Source organism: Streptococcus mitis (genome assembly GCF_946188615.1).
In the GTDB taxonomy this organism is placed as follows: Bacteria; Bacillota; Bacilli; order Lactobacillales; family Streptococcaceae; genus Streptococcus; species Streptococcus mitis_BZ.
The window spans coordinates 26435-44464 of sequence record NZ_CAMHVK010000009.1; the positions used below are offsets into that span (position 1 = coordinate 26435).

Annotated in this window: 16 protein-coding genes; 1 reads left to right on the forward strand and 15 read right to left on the reverse strand. The window is 41.0% G+C overall.

Annotated features, from left to right (window positions below; translation table 11 throughout):
- Positions 1–46: 46 nt before the first annotated feature.
- The 6 genes from OCF95_RS09090 to OCF95_RS09115 all read right to left on the reverse strand — a co-directional run bounded on the left by OCF95_RS09090 (position 47) and on the right by OCF95_RS09115 (position 10226).
- Complete coding sequence (locus OCF95_RS09090; protein ID WP_261105279.1) at positions 47–3145, reverse strand: pilus expression-regulating Snf2 family helicase; 3099 nt, start codon at positions 3143–3145, stop codon at positions 47–49.
- Between the two features lie 106 nt (positions 3146–3251).
- On the reverse strand, positions 3252–4418 hold the full coding sequence (locus tag OCF95_RS09095) for a MalY/PatB family protein (protein ID WP_261105280.1): 1167 nt from the start codon (positions 4416–4418) through the stop codon (positions 3252–3254).
- A 7-nt stretch (positions 4419–4425) separates the two neighbouring features.
- Complete coding sequence (locus OCF95_RS09100; RefSeq protein ID WP_020902227.1) at positions 4426–5520, reverse strand: cystathionine gamma-synthase; 1095 nt, start codon at positions 5518–5520, stop codon at positions 4426–4428.
- 164 nt (positions 5521–5684) lie between these two features.
- Positions 5685–6140 carry a hypothetical protein gene (locus tag OCF95_RS09105; protein WP_261105281.1) on the reverse strand — a complete coding sequence of 152 codons (456 nt, stop codon included), beginning with the start codon at positions 6138–6140 and terminating at the stop codon, positions 5685–5687.
- Positions 6141–6441: 301 nt separating this feature from the next.
- A complete protein-coding gene (locus OCF95_RS09110; protein WP_261105282.1) occupies positions 6442–8400 on the reverse strand; it encodes a peptide ABC transporter substrate-binding protein in 1959 nt (652 codons plus the stop codon).
- A 203-nt stretch (positions 8401–8603) separates the two neighbouring features.
- A complete protein-coding gene (locus tag OCF95_RS09115; protein WP_261105283.1) occupies positions 8604–10226 on the reverse strand; it encodes a putative polysaccharide biosynthesis protein in 1623 nt (540 codons plus the stop codon).
- A gap of 105 nt (positions 10227–10331) precedes the next feature.
- On the opposite strand from OCF95_RS09115, the gene OCF95_RS09120 reads away from it, so the two are divergent.
- Positions 10332–11777, forward strand: a complete 1446-nt coding sequence (locus OCF95_RS09120; protein WP_020903463.1) for a UDP-N-acetylmuramoyl-L-alanyl-D-glutamate--L-lysine ligase — start codon at positions 10332–10334, stop codon at positions 11775–11777.
- Positions 11778–11824: 47 nt separating this feature from the next.
- Here the strand turns inward: OCF95_RS09120 and OCF95_RS09125 are convergent, their stop codons facing one another.
- From OCF95_RS09125 to OCF95_RS09165, 9 genes are all read right to left on the reverse strand, one after another.
- Positions 11825–12016: a CsbD family protein gene (locus OCF95_RS09125; protein ID WP_000051184.1), complete on the reverse strand. Its 192-nt coding sequence runs from the start codon at positions 12014–12016 to the stop codon at positions 11825–11827.
- Between the two features lie 101 nt (positions 12017–12117).
- Positions 12118–12768, reverse strand: a complete 651-nt coding sequence (locus OCF95_RS09130; RefSeq protein ID WP_261105284.1) for a DUF1803 domain-containing protein — start codon at positions 12766–12768, stop codon at positions 12118–12120.
- Positions 12752–13264 carry a YiiX/YebB-like N1pC/P60 family cysteine hydrolase gene (locus OCF95_RS09135; protein ID WP_049501054.1) on the reverse strand — a complete coding sequence of 171 codons (513 nt, stop codon included), beginning with the start codon at positions 13262–13264 and terminating at the stop codon, positions 12752–12754. Before OCF95_RS09135 ends, OCF95_RS09130 begins: the two co-directional genes overlap by 17 nt.
- Positions 13265–13350: 86 nt before the next feature.
- The gene (locus OCF95_RS09140) at positions 13351–14286 is read right to left on the reverse strand and encodes a manganese-dependent inorganic pyrophosphatase (protein ID WP_024057729.1); all 936 of its coding nucleotides are present in this window, start codon (positions 14284–14286) and stop codon (positions 13351–13353) included.
- A gap of 178 nt (positions 14287–14464) precedes the next feature.
- Positions 14465–14761, reverse strand: coding sequence for a GIY-YIG nuclease family protein (locus OCF95_RS09145; protein WP_078238121.1), 297 nt, complete (start codon positions 14759–14761; stop codon positions 14465–14467).
- Complete coding sequence (locus OCF95_RS09150) at positions 14751–15500, reverse strand: tRNA1(Val) (adenine(37)-N6)-methyltransferase (protein WP_000390769.1); 750 nt, start codon at positions 15498–15500, stop codon at positions 14751–14753. The genes OCF95_RS09145 and OCF95_RS09150 overlap by 11 nt, the downstream gene beginning before the upstream one ends.
- A 52-nt stretch (positions 15501–15552) precedes the next feature.
- Positions 15553–15915 (reverse strand): S1 RNA-binding domain-containing protein, encoded by a 363-nt coding sequence (locus OCF95_RS09155; RefSeq protein ID WP_000689605.1) that lies wholly within the window; start codon positions 15913–15915, stop codon positions 15553–15555.
- A 1-nt stretch (position 15916) separates the two neighbouring features.
- Entirely contained in the window at positions 15917–17317 is a 1401-nt protein-coding gene (locus tag OCF95_RS09160; protein ID WP_203213113.1) for a bifunctional Cof-type HAD-IIB family hydrolase/peptidylprolyl isomerase, read from the reverse strand.
- Between the two features lie 79 nt (positions 17318–17396).
- Positions 17397–17900 (reverse strand): GNAT family N-acetyltransferase, encoded by a 504-nt coding sequence (locus tag OCF95_RS09165; RefSeq protein ID WP_049501044.1) that lies wholly within the window; start codon positions 17898–17900, stop codon positions 17397–17399.
- Positions 17901–18030 lie beyond the last annotated feature (130 nt).

Sequence of the window (18030 nt, forward strand, 5' to 3'; positions counted from 1 at the left end):
TTCTATTTCCTTTCAACACTTCATTATAGCGTATTGTCTTGATTTTTCAAGTGCTGGCTTCAGAAATTCCCAAAATTTCTCTAATTTCTGCTAGGCTGAGACTGCCACGTGACTCTGTTCCATCCAATACTTGTGACACCAGATGTTTCTTTTGTTCTTGGAGTTCCTGAATTTTTTCTTCAATGGTTCCCCTGGTCACTAAGCGATAAACCTCAACCGTTTCTTCCTGACCTATCCGATGGGCACGGCCAATAGCTTGCGCTTCCACCGCAGGATTCCACCAAAGGTCAACCAAAATAACCGTATCAGCACCTGTCAGATTCAGACCGACACCACCAGCCTTGAGGGAAATCAGAAAGGCATCTCTTTCCCCTTGGTTAAAGGCTTTGGTCATGTCTTGTCTTTCCTTGGCTGGGGTTGAACCCGTAATTTTAAAGGAAGTCAAGCCCAAGTCTGGCAATTCTTGTTCAATTTTCTCTAACATTCCCTTGAACTGCGAGAAAATCAAGACACGGTGTCCACCGTCTGCCACCTGGACCAGCAGGTCTCGAAGACTATCCAGTTTGCCACTGGCTCCCTGATAATCTTCCATAAAGAGGGCAGGAGTATCACAAATTTGACGCAAACGCATCAGACCAGATAAGATTTCCACCCGACTTCGATGAAATTCCTGATCTGAAACTTGAGCCAGACGGTCCCGCATCTGTTGTAACTGGGCTAGGTAGATAGCCTTCTGCTGGTCTTCCAGTTCATTTTTATAAACCACTTCAATCAAGTCTGGCAATTCAGTCAGAACTTCTTCTTTCTTGCGCCGCATCACGAAAGGTTTGATAAACTGAGCAACGCGCTCAGCTGGTAATTTCATAAATTCTTTCTTGCTTGGCAAAAGTCCTGGCATGACGATTTGGAAAATAGACCACAGCTCACCCAGATGGTTTTCAATCGGAGTCCCTGACAAGGCAAAGACCGACGGCACCACAAATTGTCTCAAGGTCTGGGCGATCTTAGTCTGGGCATTTTTCATGACCTGAGCCTCATCTAAGAAAAGGAAGTCAAAGGCCATCCGCTGATAAAGATCACTGTCCTGACGAAAGGTAGCATAACTAGTCACATAGATTTGATGGCTCTCAGCAAGAATCTCTTCACGACTAGCTTTCAAACCATGAACAACAGCCACATCCAACTGTGGGGCAAATTTCTGAAATTCATCCGCCCAGTTGTAAATCAAACCTGACGGAGCTAAAATCAAAACCCGACTTTCTTTTGTCACTTGACTGGTCAAAAATGCAATGGTCTGAAGTGTTTTACCAAGTCCCATATCATCAGCCAAAATCCCACCAAAACTATAATAATGGAGCATCTGCAGCCAACCGATTCCCTTTTCCTGATAATCTCGCAAGTCAGCCTTGACCTGAGTTGCTTGTCGAGGGAAGTCCTCTGGATGCGTCAAATCATGAGCCAAATTCTGGAATTCTTGTGAAAAAGAAATACGGTCTCGCCCTTCAAAGAGATGAGCCAAACTATAAGCCAAAGATTTTCGAGCCTGCAAGGCCCCATCTTTTAATTCAAACTGTCCCAGTTCCTGTAGATTTTGGCGAATTTTCTTGGTTTCTTCATCAAAAAAGTAGACTTGATTAGACGAATCAATATAAAAATCTTGATTGGCAACCAAGGCCTGCATGGCTTGGTCGATTTCCTCCTGGGCAATATCTTGAAAATCAAACTGAATTTCCAAGAGACCTCCCTTGGAAGCAATCTGCACTTGAGGGCTTGCTAGGTTATAGAGTTCTTCTAGCTTGTCTGATAGATCAACATTCCCGAGTTTTTCAAAGACTGGAATCATTTCATGGAAGAAATGATAGACAGACTCGGCTTTTAAGGCCTGACGCCAAGATTGAAAGTCTGCTTCAAATCCAGCTGCCAAACAGACTTGGAAAACTCTTTCTTCTAAGTCAGCATCACTCGAAAAAGGTAATTCTTCTAGCTCTTGTCGGCTAGATACCTTCCTGTCTCCATAATCAAACTGAATTTCTAAACGAATCCGATTATCTTCTTCCCTGTCAAAGTAAAAAGAGGGCGCAAAAGTTTTGATTTGTAAGCGTTCTGGAGCTGAAACGGTCCCCATCTGGCCAAAGAGAGTTAGACAGGAAGCCAACTTATCTCGGTCACTGCTATCAAATTGCAGGTATTTCTTTCCATCTTGACCCAAAGGTAGCGCTTTGATTTCCTTGAGAAGACGCATTTGCTGGTCTGTTAGAAAATAAACCTGTCCTTTATGGAAAAGCACAGCTCCCTGATAAAAGACATTGACCCTTGGACTCTCACTGATTTCCATTTCAAAATAGTCCGGGTATTCTGTTACTGTATAGGAAAATAAATTAGCATCAGCATGCAAATCCTGAAAAAGCAGGGTTTGGTAACTATCCACTTGATGGTCAAATTGAAAATGGGTCAAGGTCATCAATAAATTCACACCCTGCTCAAAAAAGGTCAGAGGGAAAAAGAGGTGTCGGCCTTGGTTTTGGAAAAAGAGGTCTGAAGTCAGTCCTTCCTCCGTTAGTCCGCGCAAAAAAGCCAGAAGCTCTTGACTTGCCTCATCAAAGGCTTCCAAAGACAGAGATTCCTCATAAGTTTTTCCAATCATATAAGGTTTTCTCTTATCAACAACTCTTAAGAAGAGTGGAATATCCCGAATGACGTAGTATTTTTGGCTATTGATTTGCCCGATTCTCAGAGTCCACAAGATATGATTGCTTCCTGCTTCCACCTGACCCACAGCTGACAACTCATAGGTTCGGTCTGATTTTGGAGATAAGATTCGTTCCAAAAATTTGCCACCCAAGGTCACCTTGGTTTCAACGGTCTCTTTTTCTTCATGACCTTCTTCCAGACTTTGCAAGATTTCCTGACCACGCTCATCATTTTTCAGAAAATGCTCCAGAGCCGCCAAGTGCACACAGTAGCCCCTCTTTTGGAAAAAATCGCAGGCACAAAAAACCAAATCATCCTCTAAACTATAGCGCAGTTCTTCTTCTGCAACGCGAGCGTAGAGCCGATTGTTCTTTTCCTTGATAATATCAACCTTACCAGTTTCATAAAGAGCAACGCCTTCGATACGAACTTTCCCCGGAATCAATTTAGCCATATTTTTACCTTTACCTTATCTTTTTATTATACCATATTTTCCCCTATGAAAATAGCTTCCTAGGAAGACTTTTCTCCTAGAAAGCTGGATTTTAAAAGTTCGATTTTTAAAGCTTGGCAAAAGTCGTCACTATCCGCTGACAAACTTCTTGCAACAGAGATTTAGGCATGGCTACATTGAGGCGGGCATGGAGACTTCCTTCCTCTCCAAAATCCAAACCACGATTGAGGATAACCTTGGCTTCATTTCTCAAAAGCTCTTGCAATCTTTCATCAATCAGGTCATAGGCTGAAAAATCAAGCCAAATCAAGTAGGTTCCTTGCGGTTTCATGACCTTGATTTTAGTCTCTTTTCCAAATAGATCTACCACATAATTGATGTGGTCTTCAAAGACTTGCTTGAGTTCCTCTAACCAATCCTTCCCATAGCGATAGGCAGCTTCTGTCGCCAAATAACCCAAGCCTGAAATTTCATGTTGATTATTGGCCAACTGGCGTTTCTGGTAAGCCAGTCTCAACTTAGGATTTTCAATGACTGCATAGGAATTTTTTGTCCCCGCAATATTAAAGGTTTTAGTGGCACTGCTCAAGACAATCGCAAAATCTTTGAAGGCAGGATTAATGGTATTGAAAGAATGGTGTTTGTGACCAAAGAGGGCCAAATCTTGGTGAATCTCGTCCGAAACCAAGAAAACACCGTGTTTCTGGCAGAGTTGGCCAATCTTTTCCAAGACTTCCTTTTCCCAAACACGTCCACCAGGATTGTGAGGGTTGCAAAGAATATAGAATTTGACATCCTCTTCCACCAAATCCTTCTCAAGCTGGTCAAAGTCAATCTCAAACAGACCATCCTTTTCCACCAAAGAATTGGTAATCAATCTACGATTGTTCAACTTGACACTGCGAGCAAAAGGTGGATAGACAGGCGTGTTAATCAAAACAGCCTCGCCTTCTTTTGTAAAGGCTTGAATAGCTGTTGAGATAGCTGGGACCACACCCTCGATAAAGACAAGAGCCTCTTTATCAAAGTGGTACCCATGTTGTGTAGCTTCCCACTTTTGAACTTCCTTAATTAACTCTTCACTGGCATAGGTATAGCCATAAACTAGTTGATCCGCATAAGTTTGCACGGCTTGGCGGATTTCAGGCAAGACTACAAAGTCCATATCCGCTATCCAAGCTGGTAGAACTTCACTATCCGTTTCTGCTTCTTTCCATTTATAGGTATGGTGCCCTAAACGATTGGGCAGGCTTGTAAAATCATATTTTCCCATCTTTGTCTTATCCTTCCAAGGCTTGGCGCAAATCTGCAATCAAATCTCTAGCATCTTCGATCCCAATTGACAAACGCAAGAGGTCATCTGTCAAACCATAAGAATGGCGCACTTCTGCTGGAATATCAGCATGAGTTTGTGTCGTTGGATAAGTGATAAGACTTTCCACCCCACCTAAACTTTCCGCAAAAGAGAAGACCTTAAGACTGTTCAAAATATGAGGAATGCGTGTTTCATCCGCTACTTTAAAGGAAATCATCCCTCCACGACCAGTATAGAGAACTTCTTTAACTGCTGGAGAATCCTTCAAAAAGGCAACCACTTCTTGGGCATTGGCAGTTGAGCGCTCCATACGAAGAGACAAGGTCTTGAGACCACGAATCAATTGATAGCTATCAAATGGCGACAAGACTGCCCCTGTCGTATTGAGATTGTAAAAGAGTTTCTCGTATAGTTCTAAACTATTGGTCACAACCACTCCAGCCAAGACATCATTGTGGCCTGCTAGATACTTGGTTGCTGAATGGAGAACGATATCAGCTCCATCTTCAATCGGACGTTGGTAAATAGGGCTGTAGAAGGTATTGTCCACCACCACTTTGGCACCCTTAGCATGAGCCAGTTTTGCTAGTTTTTCGATATCAAATTCCAACATCAAAGGATTGGTTGGCGTTTCGATATAGAGGACATCCACGTCTTTTTCTAACTCGGCAATCAGCTCTTCTTCTGTATTGGCATAAGTAAAATGGAAACGGCCTTCCTGCTCCACTTGGTTGAACCAGCGGAAAGAACCACCGTAAAGGTCACGGACAGCCAAGACCTTACTTCCTACTGGGAAGACACTAAAGGCCAGTACAATCGCTGACATCCCTGAGCTAGTAGCTAGGGCATAGTCTGCGGACTCAATAGCCGCCAAGACTTCTTCTGCCTTACTGCGAGTTGGGTTTTTTGTACGCGTATAGTCAAATCCAGTAGATTTACCAAACTCTGGATGCTGATAGGTCGTTGAAAAATGAAGCGGTGTCACCAAAGCTCCTGTCGCTTCGTCTGACTTGATACCCGCCTGGGCCAAAATTGTGTTGATGTGTAATTCCTTGCTCATACAATACCTCCAAATCTATAGTAACTATTGTACCACTTATTTTCATCAACTCATTTTCTTCTTTTCAAGAGCTAGTTATAGTTTCAAACTATATACTTATCGAGTAAAGCTAAAAAGAATCCAGAAAAGCTTCCAGATTCTTTTGTGAAAATGATTGCTAGAATTTACTGTGAACGAAAGAAAGCCTGTTGGGCTAAATAGTCATAATGCTCTTTGTTAAATTGATACTGGCCCACATGCTGACTAACCTGACCGACATCCACGGAAAAAATATAGGCTTCATTTTGATAGTTCCAGTTCAGCCTAACTGTATTCAAGACTGGCTTATAAGTAAAATCTTGAACCCGATTCCAAGGCATCTCAAGGACTTGATTAGAACGATTTTCAGTTATATCACTGATGTCCATCAAGTAGATTCCCTTAGGTGTGAATGCCAGAATCTTAGGATTCACACTCGACTGAACATAGTAAGCTCCTCCTATAACGAAGAAATCAATAAAAGATTTCATCCATGTCTTTTTCTTGAAAGCCATCAGAAAATTCTTTTGCCCTTCAATACGACAAGTTGACAGAAATGATGCAATCTGTTTTTCTGTTGCAAACTCCATAATAGCGCCCATGATGTTACCTCCATAACGATTAGTAAATAGGCAAATAAGAACTCTTCACATAAAGAAGAACTTATCATTTGTTGCGTTTTATCTTACTTTTCCAGTAGACGACATCCCTCCTATAACATTACCCTAGCGTGTGCATACTTCAATCAACATTGGGTAGATTTTCGAACGTAGTTTCTTATATTTATTATAGCATAAACTCAATTAACTACGAGAAAATGTAAGCACTTTTCTTCCAAATTTTCCATCATTCTATATAAAAACGACAGTTTCATTCGAAACCATCGTTTTTCTTGAAAAATCCTTATTTGACATGTTTTGCCAATTCTTCTTGGGCTTTTTTATTAGATTCTTCTTTTTCTTTCAACCATTTTTCTTTGGCTTTTTCATATTCATCTTTTGTGACTGTCTTATCTTGTACTTTGAGGTATTTATATGATTCAATACCTTTATTACCAGCTAATGAATATGGTTCTGAGAAAGGAACAGTTTTTCTCAATACTGGTGTTCCACCCTTGGAAACATTTGGAATTGCTAAAGCACTATCTACCAACCAAGCTTGGATCTCAGCATATTTTTCATAGCGTTTTGCAAGATCTTGTTCCTTGTTAGCTTCTTCCAACATTTGAGTGTAGACATCTAGTCCAACAGCCTTAGCCTTGTCATTGGCTTCACCTGGCTCTAAACCTAGATTTTGCATCAAACCACCAGAATGAACGTTAAAGACATCAAGATAGGTTGAAGGATCTTGGTAATCAGGACCCCAACCACCGTTGTAAAGATCATAGTCCTTCTGAGCTGCTGTCTGAGCCAAATAGCTTGAATTGTCATAATCTTCCGTAGTGAGTTGTTGAATATCAATTACAACATTTTCTGCACCTAAAGCTGCCTCAATAGATTGCTTCATAGAGTTTGCCTCTTGGACACCCTGTTTAGCAGCTTGGTCAACAGTCATGTCCAAGTGGATAGGGAATTGAACTCCTTTAGCTTGGAGTTCTTTCTTAGCTTCAGCAAATTTGGCTTTAGCTTTTTCAGCATTGTAGTATGGATCCTGAGCATCCGCAAAGTTGATTCCTTGCCATTCTTTACCATAATTCACCATCTTAGAGGCTACTACTTCACCAAAGTCTTTTCCGTTGATACTTACGAAGTTTGGAGGAACAACCAAATTACGCAAAATCTTAGTTGCACCATCTTCTCCTTGAGATTGAGCACCGTAAGCTGTACGGTCGTAGGCGAAGTTAATGGCTTGACGGAAGTTTTTATTAAGAACCGCTTCCTGAGTCGATTTCTTTTCAGCATCGCTTGTCTTGGAAGTGAATTTATAAGATTTTCTATCTAGGTTAAAGTTTAAGAAATAAGAAGTGGCATCTTGCAAGCTATAGATGATATTGTCCTTATTCTTTTCTTTAATACCTTCAAAGCTTGCACTATTTGGATAAAGGCGAGCATAACTATAAGCACCCTCAACAAAGTTACGAGCTAGTGCATCTTGGTCACTACCATCATAATAAGCCAATTTCACATCATCTACAAAGACATTTTTAGCATCCCAGTAGTTCGGATTTTTCTTGAATTCAATGACAGATTTTGAAACAAAGGATTTCATCAAGAAAGGTCCATTGTACAAAATATTAGATGGGTCTACCTTCCCAAAATCATCCCCTTTTGATTTCAAGAAATCCGCATTGACTGGGAAGAGAATGGTTGAGGTTGTTTTTGAGTTCCAGTAAGATTCTGGTCGTGTCAAGGTATATTGAACAGTTTGGTCATCAAGAGCCTTGACTCCGACAGTTGAAAAGTCGCTTGTTTTACCGTTAATGTAATCATCCAAACCAGCAACGGATTCTTGCACCAAGTACAAGGCTTCTGATTTTTTATCAGCCGCATATTTCAAACCAGTTACAAAATCTTGGGCAGTTACAGGAGCATATTCTTCCCCATCTGCAGTATACCATTTCGCATCTTTCCGCAGTTTGTATGTATAGGTCAAACCGTCCTTAGAAACACTCCAATCCTCTGCCAAAGATGGAATATAGTTTCCATACTGGTCATTTTCCATGAGCCCATCTACCAAATTAACCACGATATCATTGGTCGTTGCACGGTTTTCTGCTAGATAATTCAAACTAGACGGATCACTGGTATAAACATAGTTATATGTTTTTGACCCTGTGCTAGAACTTCCACACGCGCTTAATAAAATACCTGCACTTAAAACGATACCTGCAAGTGCTGCGTACTTGGCCTTAGACTGTTTCATCTCCAGAACCTCCTGATTTAAATATTTGTCTTATTATACAACTTGAGTTTTATTTAGTCAATAGCTTTTTAAGTAAAATTTAAGAAAAATAAAATTTCTATCTACAAACTATAGAAATTATTCTACAAAATAATAAAAAGAGAATAATTCAAGCATTTCATGATAGAAATGTTCAAATTATTCCTTTTATTTATAAATATTTTTTAAGTTAACTTTAATTTGATTCGTAAGCGATCTGCTTGAGCTTTTCCAATCACCTTATCCAACAAACGGGTACGGAGACTCATAACTCCATAAACACCTCCACCCATGGTACCTACCAGGGCTACATATAGGAAACTCCACAAACGTCCACTTGGTTGGAAGACAAATCCTAAAATCCACTGCAATGTCCCAACTACTAGAAACATGAAAAGAGTTAACAAACTGATTAAAATGGTTCGTTTCAAAATCACCTTGCGCTTAACACCTGTTACCTTACAAATATCCCGATACATCAAGACGTTAGGAATGATGAGCCCAATGGTTGTAGAAATCAAAGGACCATAACTGTGAAAGAGAGCAATGGTTGGCAGTTGCAAGACCAGCTTGGCAATAGAACCATAGATAAAATAGAGAACTGCCTTGCGGTTGCGGAACATGGCTTGAAGCATTGGAGACAAGACCATGTACAAGCCTAAAATAGTAGACTGCAAAACTGCAAAGACAAACAAGCCCATAGCCAAACTATCTGGCTTGCCATAGAAGACTGTATAGAGAGGTTCTCCTACCATGACTACTCCAACCGTTGCTGGTAGCAAGAATAGGAAAAGCATAGTGATGCTATCCTGAACTAGACGAGAAGCCGCCTTCAAGTCTCCCTTGACATAGTTTTCAGTCAAAAGTGGCAAACCTACACTCCCAATCGAAACCCCAACAGAAATCAAAATCATAGTGATTTTATTAGGATTGGCAGAGAAATAAGAAAACATGACAACCAAGTCTTCATTACTATAGTTGGTAAACCAACTCATACTATTGATAAAGGTCATCTGGTCCAAAATCTGGAAAAGCTGGATAGCAGACCCTGTCAGGATAAAAGGAATGGCTTCCTTAATGGTGTCGATCAAAAGACGCTTACTATTAATCTTATCTCCTGTTTCAAGGACTCTTTTAAGCAATCCTTCTTTGGCAAGAAAATAGATCAAAACTGCAAAACTAGCTACCATGCCGACAAAGGCAGCAAATGTGGATTGGGTAACCGCTGCTAGATAATCTCCTGAGCCCATTTTCATAATCATAAAGGTAGCTAAGAGCATCCAGATAACACGAATGACCTGCTCAGCGATTTGGCTCATGGCATAAGGTTTCAGGTTATTCATCCCTTGGAAGAAGCCTCGAATCACACTCATAGATGGGAAAATCAAGACCGCCCAAGCCAAGCTCTGCATGATTGGGATCAAGTCTTTACCCACACCCGACAAGTCTGCTAACCAAGGAGCAAAGACATACAAGACTAAAGCAAAGACCAGACCTAGTCCCGTCATAAAGCCTAAAAAGCTCCGAATCAGTGCAAAGCTGTGCTCTTCTTCTCGCATGGTATTGTACTTAGCCACTTGCTTGGCCACCGCAACTGGAATCCCCGCTGTTGAAACCAGCAAGAACCAGGCATAGATATTGTAACCCATGGTAAAGAGACCATTGGCCGTAGCTGCATAAGACCCCATCCAGATATACCAGGGGATAATATAAATAGCCCCAAGCAGGCGACTGATAAAGTTACTAGCCGTTAACCAAGCAGTCCCCCGTAACATCTGGGCCTGCTGGTGATTGTTTTCGTTAGACATAGATTCCTCATTTTATTTTAATCACTAGGAAAAATTCCTCACCTTCCATTATAAACTTTTCCTTGTCACTTGTAAATTTACGACTTTCGGTTTACAATAGAAAGTATGATTAAGATTGAAACCGTATTAGATATTTTAAAGAAAGATGGTCTCTTCCGTGAGATTATCGACCAAGGACATTATCACTACAACTACAGCCATGTCGTATTTGACACCATCTGCTATGATAGCCGCAAGGCCAAAGAGAAGAGCATCTTTTTCGTCAAGGGTGCTGCCTTTAAAAAGGAATTTCTGATTTCTGCCATCTCTCAAGGCCTCGGTTGGTATGTGGCTGAAGAAGACTATGAAGTTGGTATTCCTGCTATTATCGTCAGCGATATCAAGAAAGCCATGAGTTTGGTAGCTATGGAATTTTATGGCAATCCACAGAAAAAACTCAAACTCCTTGCCTTTACTGGTACTAAGGGTAAAACAACAGCAGCCTACTTCGCCTATAACATTTTATCTCAAGGGCATCGACCTGCTATGCTCTCGACCATGAATACAACTCTAGATGGCAAGAGTTTCTTTAAGTCTGCATTAACAACCCCTGAGAGTATTGACCTCTTTGATATGATGAATCAAGCTGTGCAAAATGGCCGTACTCACCTCATTATGGAAGTATCCAGTCAGGCCTATCTGGTCAAACGTGTCTATGGTCTAACCTTTGATGTGGGAGTTTTCCTCAATATCAGCCCCGACCATATCGGCCCGATTGAACACCCTAGCTTTGAAGACTACTTCTACCACAAGCGTCTCTTGATGAAAAATAGCCGAGCAGTCATCATTAACAGTGACATGGACCACTTCTCTGTACTAAAAGAACAGGTGGAAGATCAAGACCATGATTTCTACGGTAGCCAGTCTGATAACCAAATCGAGAATTCCAAAGCCTTTAGTTTTTCAGCTAGTGGTAAACTCGCTGGAGATTATGCTATCCAACTCATTGGCCACTTCAACCAAGAAAATGCCGTTGCTGCTGGACTTGCTTGCCTCCGTCTCGGAGCTAGTCTTGAGGATATCAAAAAAGGAATCGCTGCAACCCGCGTTCCTGGTCGTATGGAAGTCCTCACTCAGAAAAATGGAGCCAAGGTCTTCATCGACTACGCCCACAATGGGGATAGTCTGAAAAAACTCATCAATGTGGTTGAAACTCATCAAACAGGAAAGATTGCTCTGGTCTTAGGTTCGACAGGAAATAAGGGAGAAAGTCGTCGTAAGGACTTTGGCCTCCTCCTCAATCAACACCCTGAGATTCAAGTCTTTTTGACTGCTGATGACCCCAATTATGAAGACCCAATGACCATTGCAGATGAAATTAGTAGCTACATCAACCATCCTGTTGAAAAAATTGCGGATCGCCAAGAAGCCATCAAGGCAGCTATGGCTATCACAAATCACGAATTAGATGCAGTTATTATTGCTGGTAAGGGAGCCGATTGCTACCAAATCGTCCAAGGAAAGAAAGAAGCCTATCCTGGAGATGCAGCAGTCGCAGAAAATTATTTATAAGGATCGTAAAAAATCAAGGGAAATGCAACCCTTGATTTTTTCTATTTTTATTTAAAAGCGTTTTTCAAACCTTCAACGGCACCTTCTACAGCACCTTTAGCATCTTCAACTACTTCTTTTGCCTTAGCAACTGTCTTTTCTACAGCGCCTTCTGCTTCAGTCTTGCTATCTCCAGTAACTTTACCAAATCCTTCTTTGATAGCGCCTGTTGCTTGTTCCAATTTGTTTTCAAGTGACATATGATTGTCTCCTTTAGTTTTATTCCGATATGTGTTACCGATTACATATAGTTTATACCGAATACTAAGGAAAGTCAAACAATGTGCTCAGAAACAAAAAATCAGGCCAAGTAGAAAGTTAATCTCTCCTTATCCAAATCGATAGCCAACTCATACTTCCCCTCTTCATTTTGGACAATATAGTCTAGGACGACCAAACTTTCCACAAAGATATCACGTCGTTTCTGTATAAGCTGGTCTTTTTTGAGGAACTTCAACAAAAAAGTTGTCATATATTTGAGAGCATACTCAGGATTAACATCTCCCAAAATGTCATAGAGTTCCTGCTGTTTTTCTGTCAAAGGATACTGATGTTTGACCTTGTAGAAATAATTAGACAGGGTCATTTTTGATCTCGCAAAGTCTGTCTTTTCAACTAAAATAGCAGCATTGGTTTGATTGCGTAATTCTGTCTCAAACCTCTGCTCTAACAAAGCTTGATAGACCGGACTAGATTCGCTGACAAAAATCTCTTGATCCAGTTCAAGACTATCGAGTGATTCAAGCATAGGAAGATTAAGGTAATAACGCTTATTTTCTCGTAGAATCAAACCTGCCTTTATATACTCTTCCATGAGTTTATCAACAGCAACATCTGGAAATTGAGCCTTAATTTCCCGTAAAATCACATCCTCATGCTGGTCCAGATAGCGGATCAATTCTCTAAAAAATGGCTGTCTCGTCAAACGAGATGGATTAAAAATCTGAATCATGAAGATTCCTTTCTTTACATTCTAACAGAGGCGATGCTGCCAACTGACTAGGATTGGTCCCCGGCTGGTTCAAAGGAACAGGCAGACCTAGTTCTCTGTAATACTCCCTCCAAAAATCACTAATCTCCTGCTCCCCATCTCCAAATTTCATGGGAATAGTTTCAAAAATGGGGAGAATTTCTGCCATGTACTGGGAACAGTAAAAACCAGCTCCATCTGGATAGAAAGAAGCATTATAAGGAGCTCCCAGATGTTTGCAAGCTTTTTCCTTCACAGACTGGATATCCATTTCTGGGTAAACATAGAGGTCGTACAAGTGATTGGGCTCAAAGAAGTCTGCAGGTTCTTGACAGACAACACCAGCCTGTCCACTAGCGTGGTAAATCATCCCATCCAAATAAATGGCAACATGGTTATAGTTGCCTGTGGAAGTCTGGATGGCCTGTCCCATATCTGACTCATCTCTCACAAAAATCAAATCGCCATTTTCTAACATGCTTCACTCCTAGAAAAAAAGGAGCCGAAACTCCTTTCGATATAAGGCAAACTAGCCTTTCCTAATTTGAATTAGCACTCAAAATCTTAAGCATTGAAGCTTTCAGTCAATTGAGGTACCACTTGTTTCTTACGTGAAACGGCACCAGCAAGGAAGGCATGATTGTTTTCAAGTTTGAAGTTGAAGGCTGCTTCAACCTTGCCCATGTTAGCACCAAGAGCCAAGATTTCTGAGTTTGAGTTGACGATATCTGTAATCATCAAGACAAAGTCAGAGTAGCCGTTTGCTGTGTTGGCAGCTTGCATTGCAGCTTCAATTTCTGCTTGACGTTCTAAAACTTCAGCGATGTCCACTGTGTTTACTTGGGCAACACGGACATTATTTCCGTTCAATTCAAAAGTTTTAGCATCGATGTCAATCAATTCTTCAGCAGATTTGCTAGCCAAGTTTGTACCAGCTTTCAACATAGCCAAACCATACTCTTCCAAGTTAACACCAGCCAATTCGGCCAATTCAGGAGCAATAACCTTATCTGTTGGGTGTGTTGTTGGTGATTTCAAAAGAAGGGTATCTGAAATCAAACCTGAAAGCATCAAACCAGCAATCTCTTTAGGCACAGCTACACCATGTTCTTTGAACATACGGTAAACGATTGAAGACGCTGAACCAACTGGCTCCAAACGCATGTAAAGTGGGCTTGCAGTTTCAAAGTTAGCCACACGGTGGTGGTCCACAACACCATAAACTTCTACTTCAGCGATATCTGATACAGATTGTTGGAATTCATTGTGGTCAGTCAGGATAACTTGCTCTGCACCTTCTGCTTTAGCAGAAGTGATGACACGCGGTGCTTCTACACCAAAATAGTTCAAGACAAAGGCTGTTTCTTCATTTGGAGTTCCAAGGGCAACAGCTTCCGTATCCAAACCATAAGCTTCTTTTGCAAGGTAGGCAAAGGCTACAGATGACCCGATGGCATCTGAGTCTGGATTTTGGTGACCAAATACTAGAATCTTAGACATGATAATACCTCATTTTGTTTATTCTCTTTATTGTAGCATTTTTTTCGCTTTTTGACAAAAGTAAGAGGAGTCAAAGGGCTCCTCACGATTCTTCAAAATAACTGATACTCTTCGAAAATCTCTTCAAACCACGTCAGCTTCGCCTTGCCGTACTCAAGTACTGCCTACGGCTAGCTTCCTAGTTTGCTCTTTGATTTTCATTGAGTATGAGCAAATTTCTATCTTGATTTTCAGATAAAAATCTTTCCTTCTGTGGCCTCTTCTTACGCTTGAGAAGGGCTTCAGCTGACATGGCTTCTTCCTTACTGGCAAAACCTTGAGCATAGATAAGTTTGACTGGCAAGCGTGCTCGTGTGTATTTGGCTCCCTTCCCACTATTGTGGACAGCGAGGCGTCTTCTCACATCAGTCGTATAGCCTGTATAGTAGGATCCGTCACGACACTCCAGCACGTACATATAAGCCTTATGATCCATAATAAATCTCTTCAAGTTCAGGCGTATAAGAGCCATCATCATTGTGAACAATGAGAGGTGGTAATACCTTAAAACCGCTTGTTGAACCATCCTTGATAGCCTCAATCAAAAGCATATTGGCTTCCTTTTCTCTTTTTGGATAAACAAACTGCAGGCGCTTAGGAGCTAGATTATGCCGTTGTAAGCTGTCCAAGATATCTAAAAGTCGATCAGGACGATGAACCATGGCCAAGCGTCCATTGGATTTGAGAATACTCTGGGCACTACGACAGATTTCCTGCAAATTGGTCGTGATTTCATGTCGCGCCAAGAGATAATGTTCACTCTCGTTCAGATTGGAATGAGGATCTACCTTGAAATAGGGCGGATTACACAAAATCATATCCACCTTACTTCCCTGGATGTAAGCAGGCATATTTTTCAAATCATCACAGATGACCTCCATCTGCTCTTCTAAACCATTCAAACGGACAGAGCGTTCAGCCATATCCGCCAAACGCTCCTGAATCTCAACAGCCAAAATCTGTGCCTGAGTCCGAGTGCTAGCAAATAGCCCTACCGCTCCATTTCCAGCGCAAAAATCCACTATCAAGCCCTTCTTAGGAAAACGTGGAAAACGTGACAAGAGAACACTATCCACCGAATAGCTAAAAACCTCTCTATTTTGAATGATTTTAATATCTGTCGAAAAGAGCTGGTTAATGCGCTCTCCTGATTTTAATAATTGTTCTTCTTCCATGGTCCTATTATAGCAAATTTATATTAACATTACAAAAGATAGAAATTTCTAACTAGTGCTTCTGATTCTTCAAATGTTGAAGGGCTTCCTTGGTCCAAATTGGCATCATTCGTTTAAGAGGCGCAAAGCCGTAGTTAAAACGGTCGCTTGAAAAGCGTCGCCGTCTCGGAAACTGGTGCTTTTCTTCCTCCAAAGTGCGGATAGAAAGACTAGCTTTCCCTGTAAATTCATCTAAATCCACTACTTGAACTTGAACCTCTTCATCGACTTTCAAGGCTTCTTGGATATTTTCAATAAAGCCTGTCCGAATCTCTGAAATGTGAATCAGCCCCGTATCACCCGTCTCTAGCTCAACAAAGGCTCCGTAGGGCTGAATCCCTGTAATACGGCCCTTTAGCTTATCACCGATTTTCATCTTAGTCCTCGATTTCAATTGTTTCAATCACGACATCTTCAACTGGCTTGTCCATAGCTCCTGTCTCAACAGCAGCAATGGCATCCAAGACAGCGTAAGAAGCTTCATCAGCTAGCTGACCAAAAACAGTGTGACGGCGGTCTAGGTGAGGAGTTCCTCCTTGGTTGGCATAGATTTCCGCAATCGGTTCTGGCCAACCACCACGAGCAATTTCTTTTTTAGAATATGGCAGGTGTTGATTTTGGACGATAAAGAACTGGCTGCCGTTGGTATTTGGACCAGCATTGGCCATAGAAAGGGCACCACGGATATTGTAAAGTTCTTCTGAGAATTCATCTTCAAAAGATTCGCCGTAGATTGACTCGCCACCCATACCAGTTCCAGTTGGATCTCCACCTTGAATCATAAAGTCCTTGATAATACGGTGGAAAATGACACCATCATAGTAGCCATCTTTTGAAAGAGCTACAAAGTTAGCCACTGTTTTAGGAGCATGTTCAGGGAAGAGCTTGATACGCAAGTCTCCGTGATTAGTCTTAATAGTCGCGATAGGACCTTCTACTGTTTCAATGTCTACTTGTGGGAAATGCAATTCTTTTTCTACCATACCAAATCCTTCTAAGGCATCAAAAATGCCATCTTCTTCTAATGTTTTTGTAATAAAATCTGCTTTTTCTTTAATTTTATCATGAGAAATTCCCATGGCAACGCTGATTCCAGCATAATCAAAGAGTTCCAAGTCATTCAGCCCATCTCCAAAAACCATGACGTTCTCTGGTTTCAAGCCAAGGTGTTCCACAACCTTTTCCACCCCCGTCGCTTTGGAGCCTGAAATCGGAACAATATCAGACGAATGTTGATGCCAACGAACCATGCGAAGTTTGTCTGAGAGACTATCAGGCAAGTGCAAGTCATCTCCTTTATCTTCAAAAGTCCACATTTGATAGATATCTTCTTTTTCATGAAAATCAGGATCTACATCTAAATCGGGGTAAATTGGATTGATAGCTTCACTAATCATATCGGTGCGAGTCGACAACTTGGCATCATGACTCCCAACCAAACCATACTCAATTCCCTCTTGCTTGGCCCAAGAGATATACTCCTCAACATCTAACTTCTCAATCTGATGTTGATAAATAACCTGACCTTTTTTATCTTCGATATAGGCCCCATTTAAGGTCACAAAAAAGTCAGGCTTGAGCTCACGAATCTCTGGCACAACACCAAAAATCCCTCGTCCAGAAGCAATACCTGTCAAAATTCCTTTCTCACGTAATTGCTTAAAAACAGTTGGGATTGAAGCTGGAATAAAACCCGTCTTGGAATTTCTCAATGTATCATCAATATCAAAAAAGACAATCTTGATTTTCTTTGCCTTGTATCTTAATTTGGCATCCATCTCACTACCTCTTTCAATCTAACTCTTTCCATTATACCATAAAGTAGCTAAATCCCCTATTTTCAAAAAGTTTCCCGTTTTATTGTAAGTCCTTGGATAAGTATAAAACTAAATCATCATCGTTTTGACAACTTGCACCCATTTCTAGCGGTTTATTTCTATACCAGACACCTGTACCATCTGGAATGTAGCTCCGTCTGATATACAATCTCTGGGCAGGGCCATAGCCTAAGTGCAAACCTACACCAAGAGTGACCTTACTCGAAACAAACTTGACTCGTTTTTCTGCTTCTTCTAGCAGTTGATTCCCAATCCCTTGATTTCGAAAATGCTCAAACACATTAAAATCTGATAATTCTGGATAGACTTCTGCAAAAGGACCATGTTTAGCAGAGGGCAAAATGGTAATGTAGCCCGCTACAGCACCATCAATCTCTGCAACTAAAACTTCTCTCTCCCCACTTTCCTGTTCCAGAAAATATCTAGCCAAAATTTCTTCTCTAGCAGGCCAACCTTGATTCATAAATCCATGAGATAAGGATTCAATATCAGACTTAATCATATTTCTAATCGTACAATTCATCTTTGACTTACCCACCTTTACTCTTTCTATTACCATTATAGCACGCCAAGGTCAGAAAAAAACTATCTCGTGAAAAAAGACCCAACCAGGTCTTAATTCGCTTTCTTGTTTTCTAGCTCATGAAAAAAAA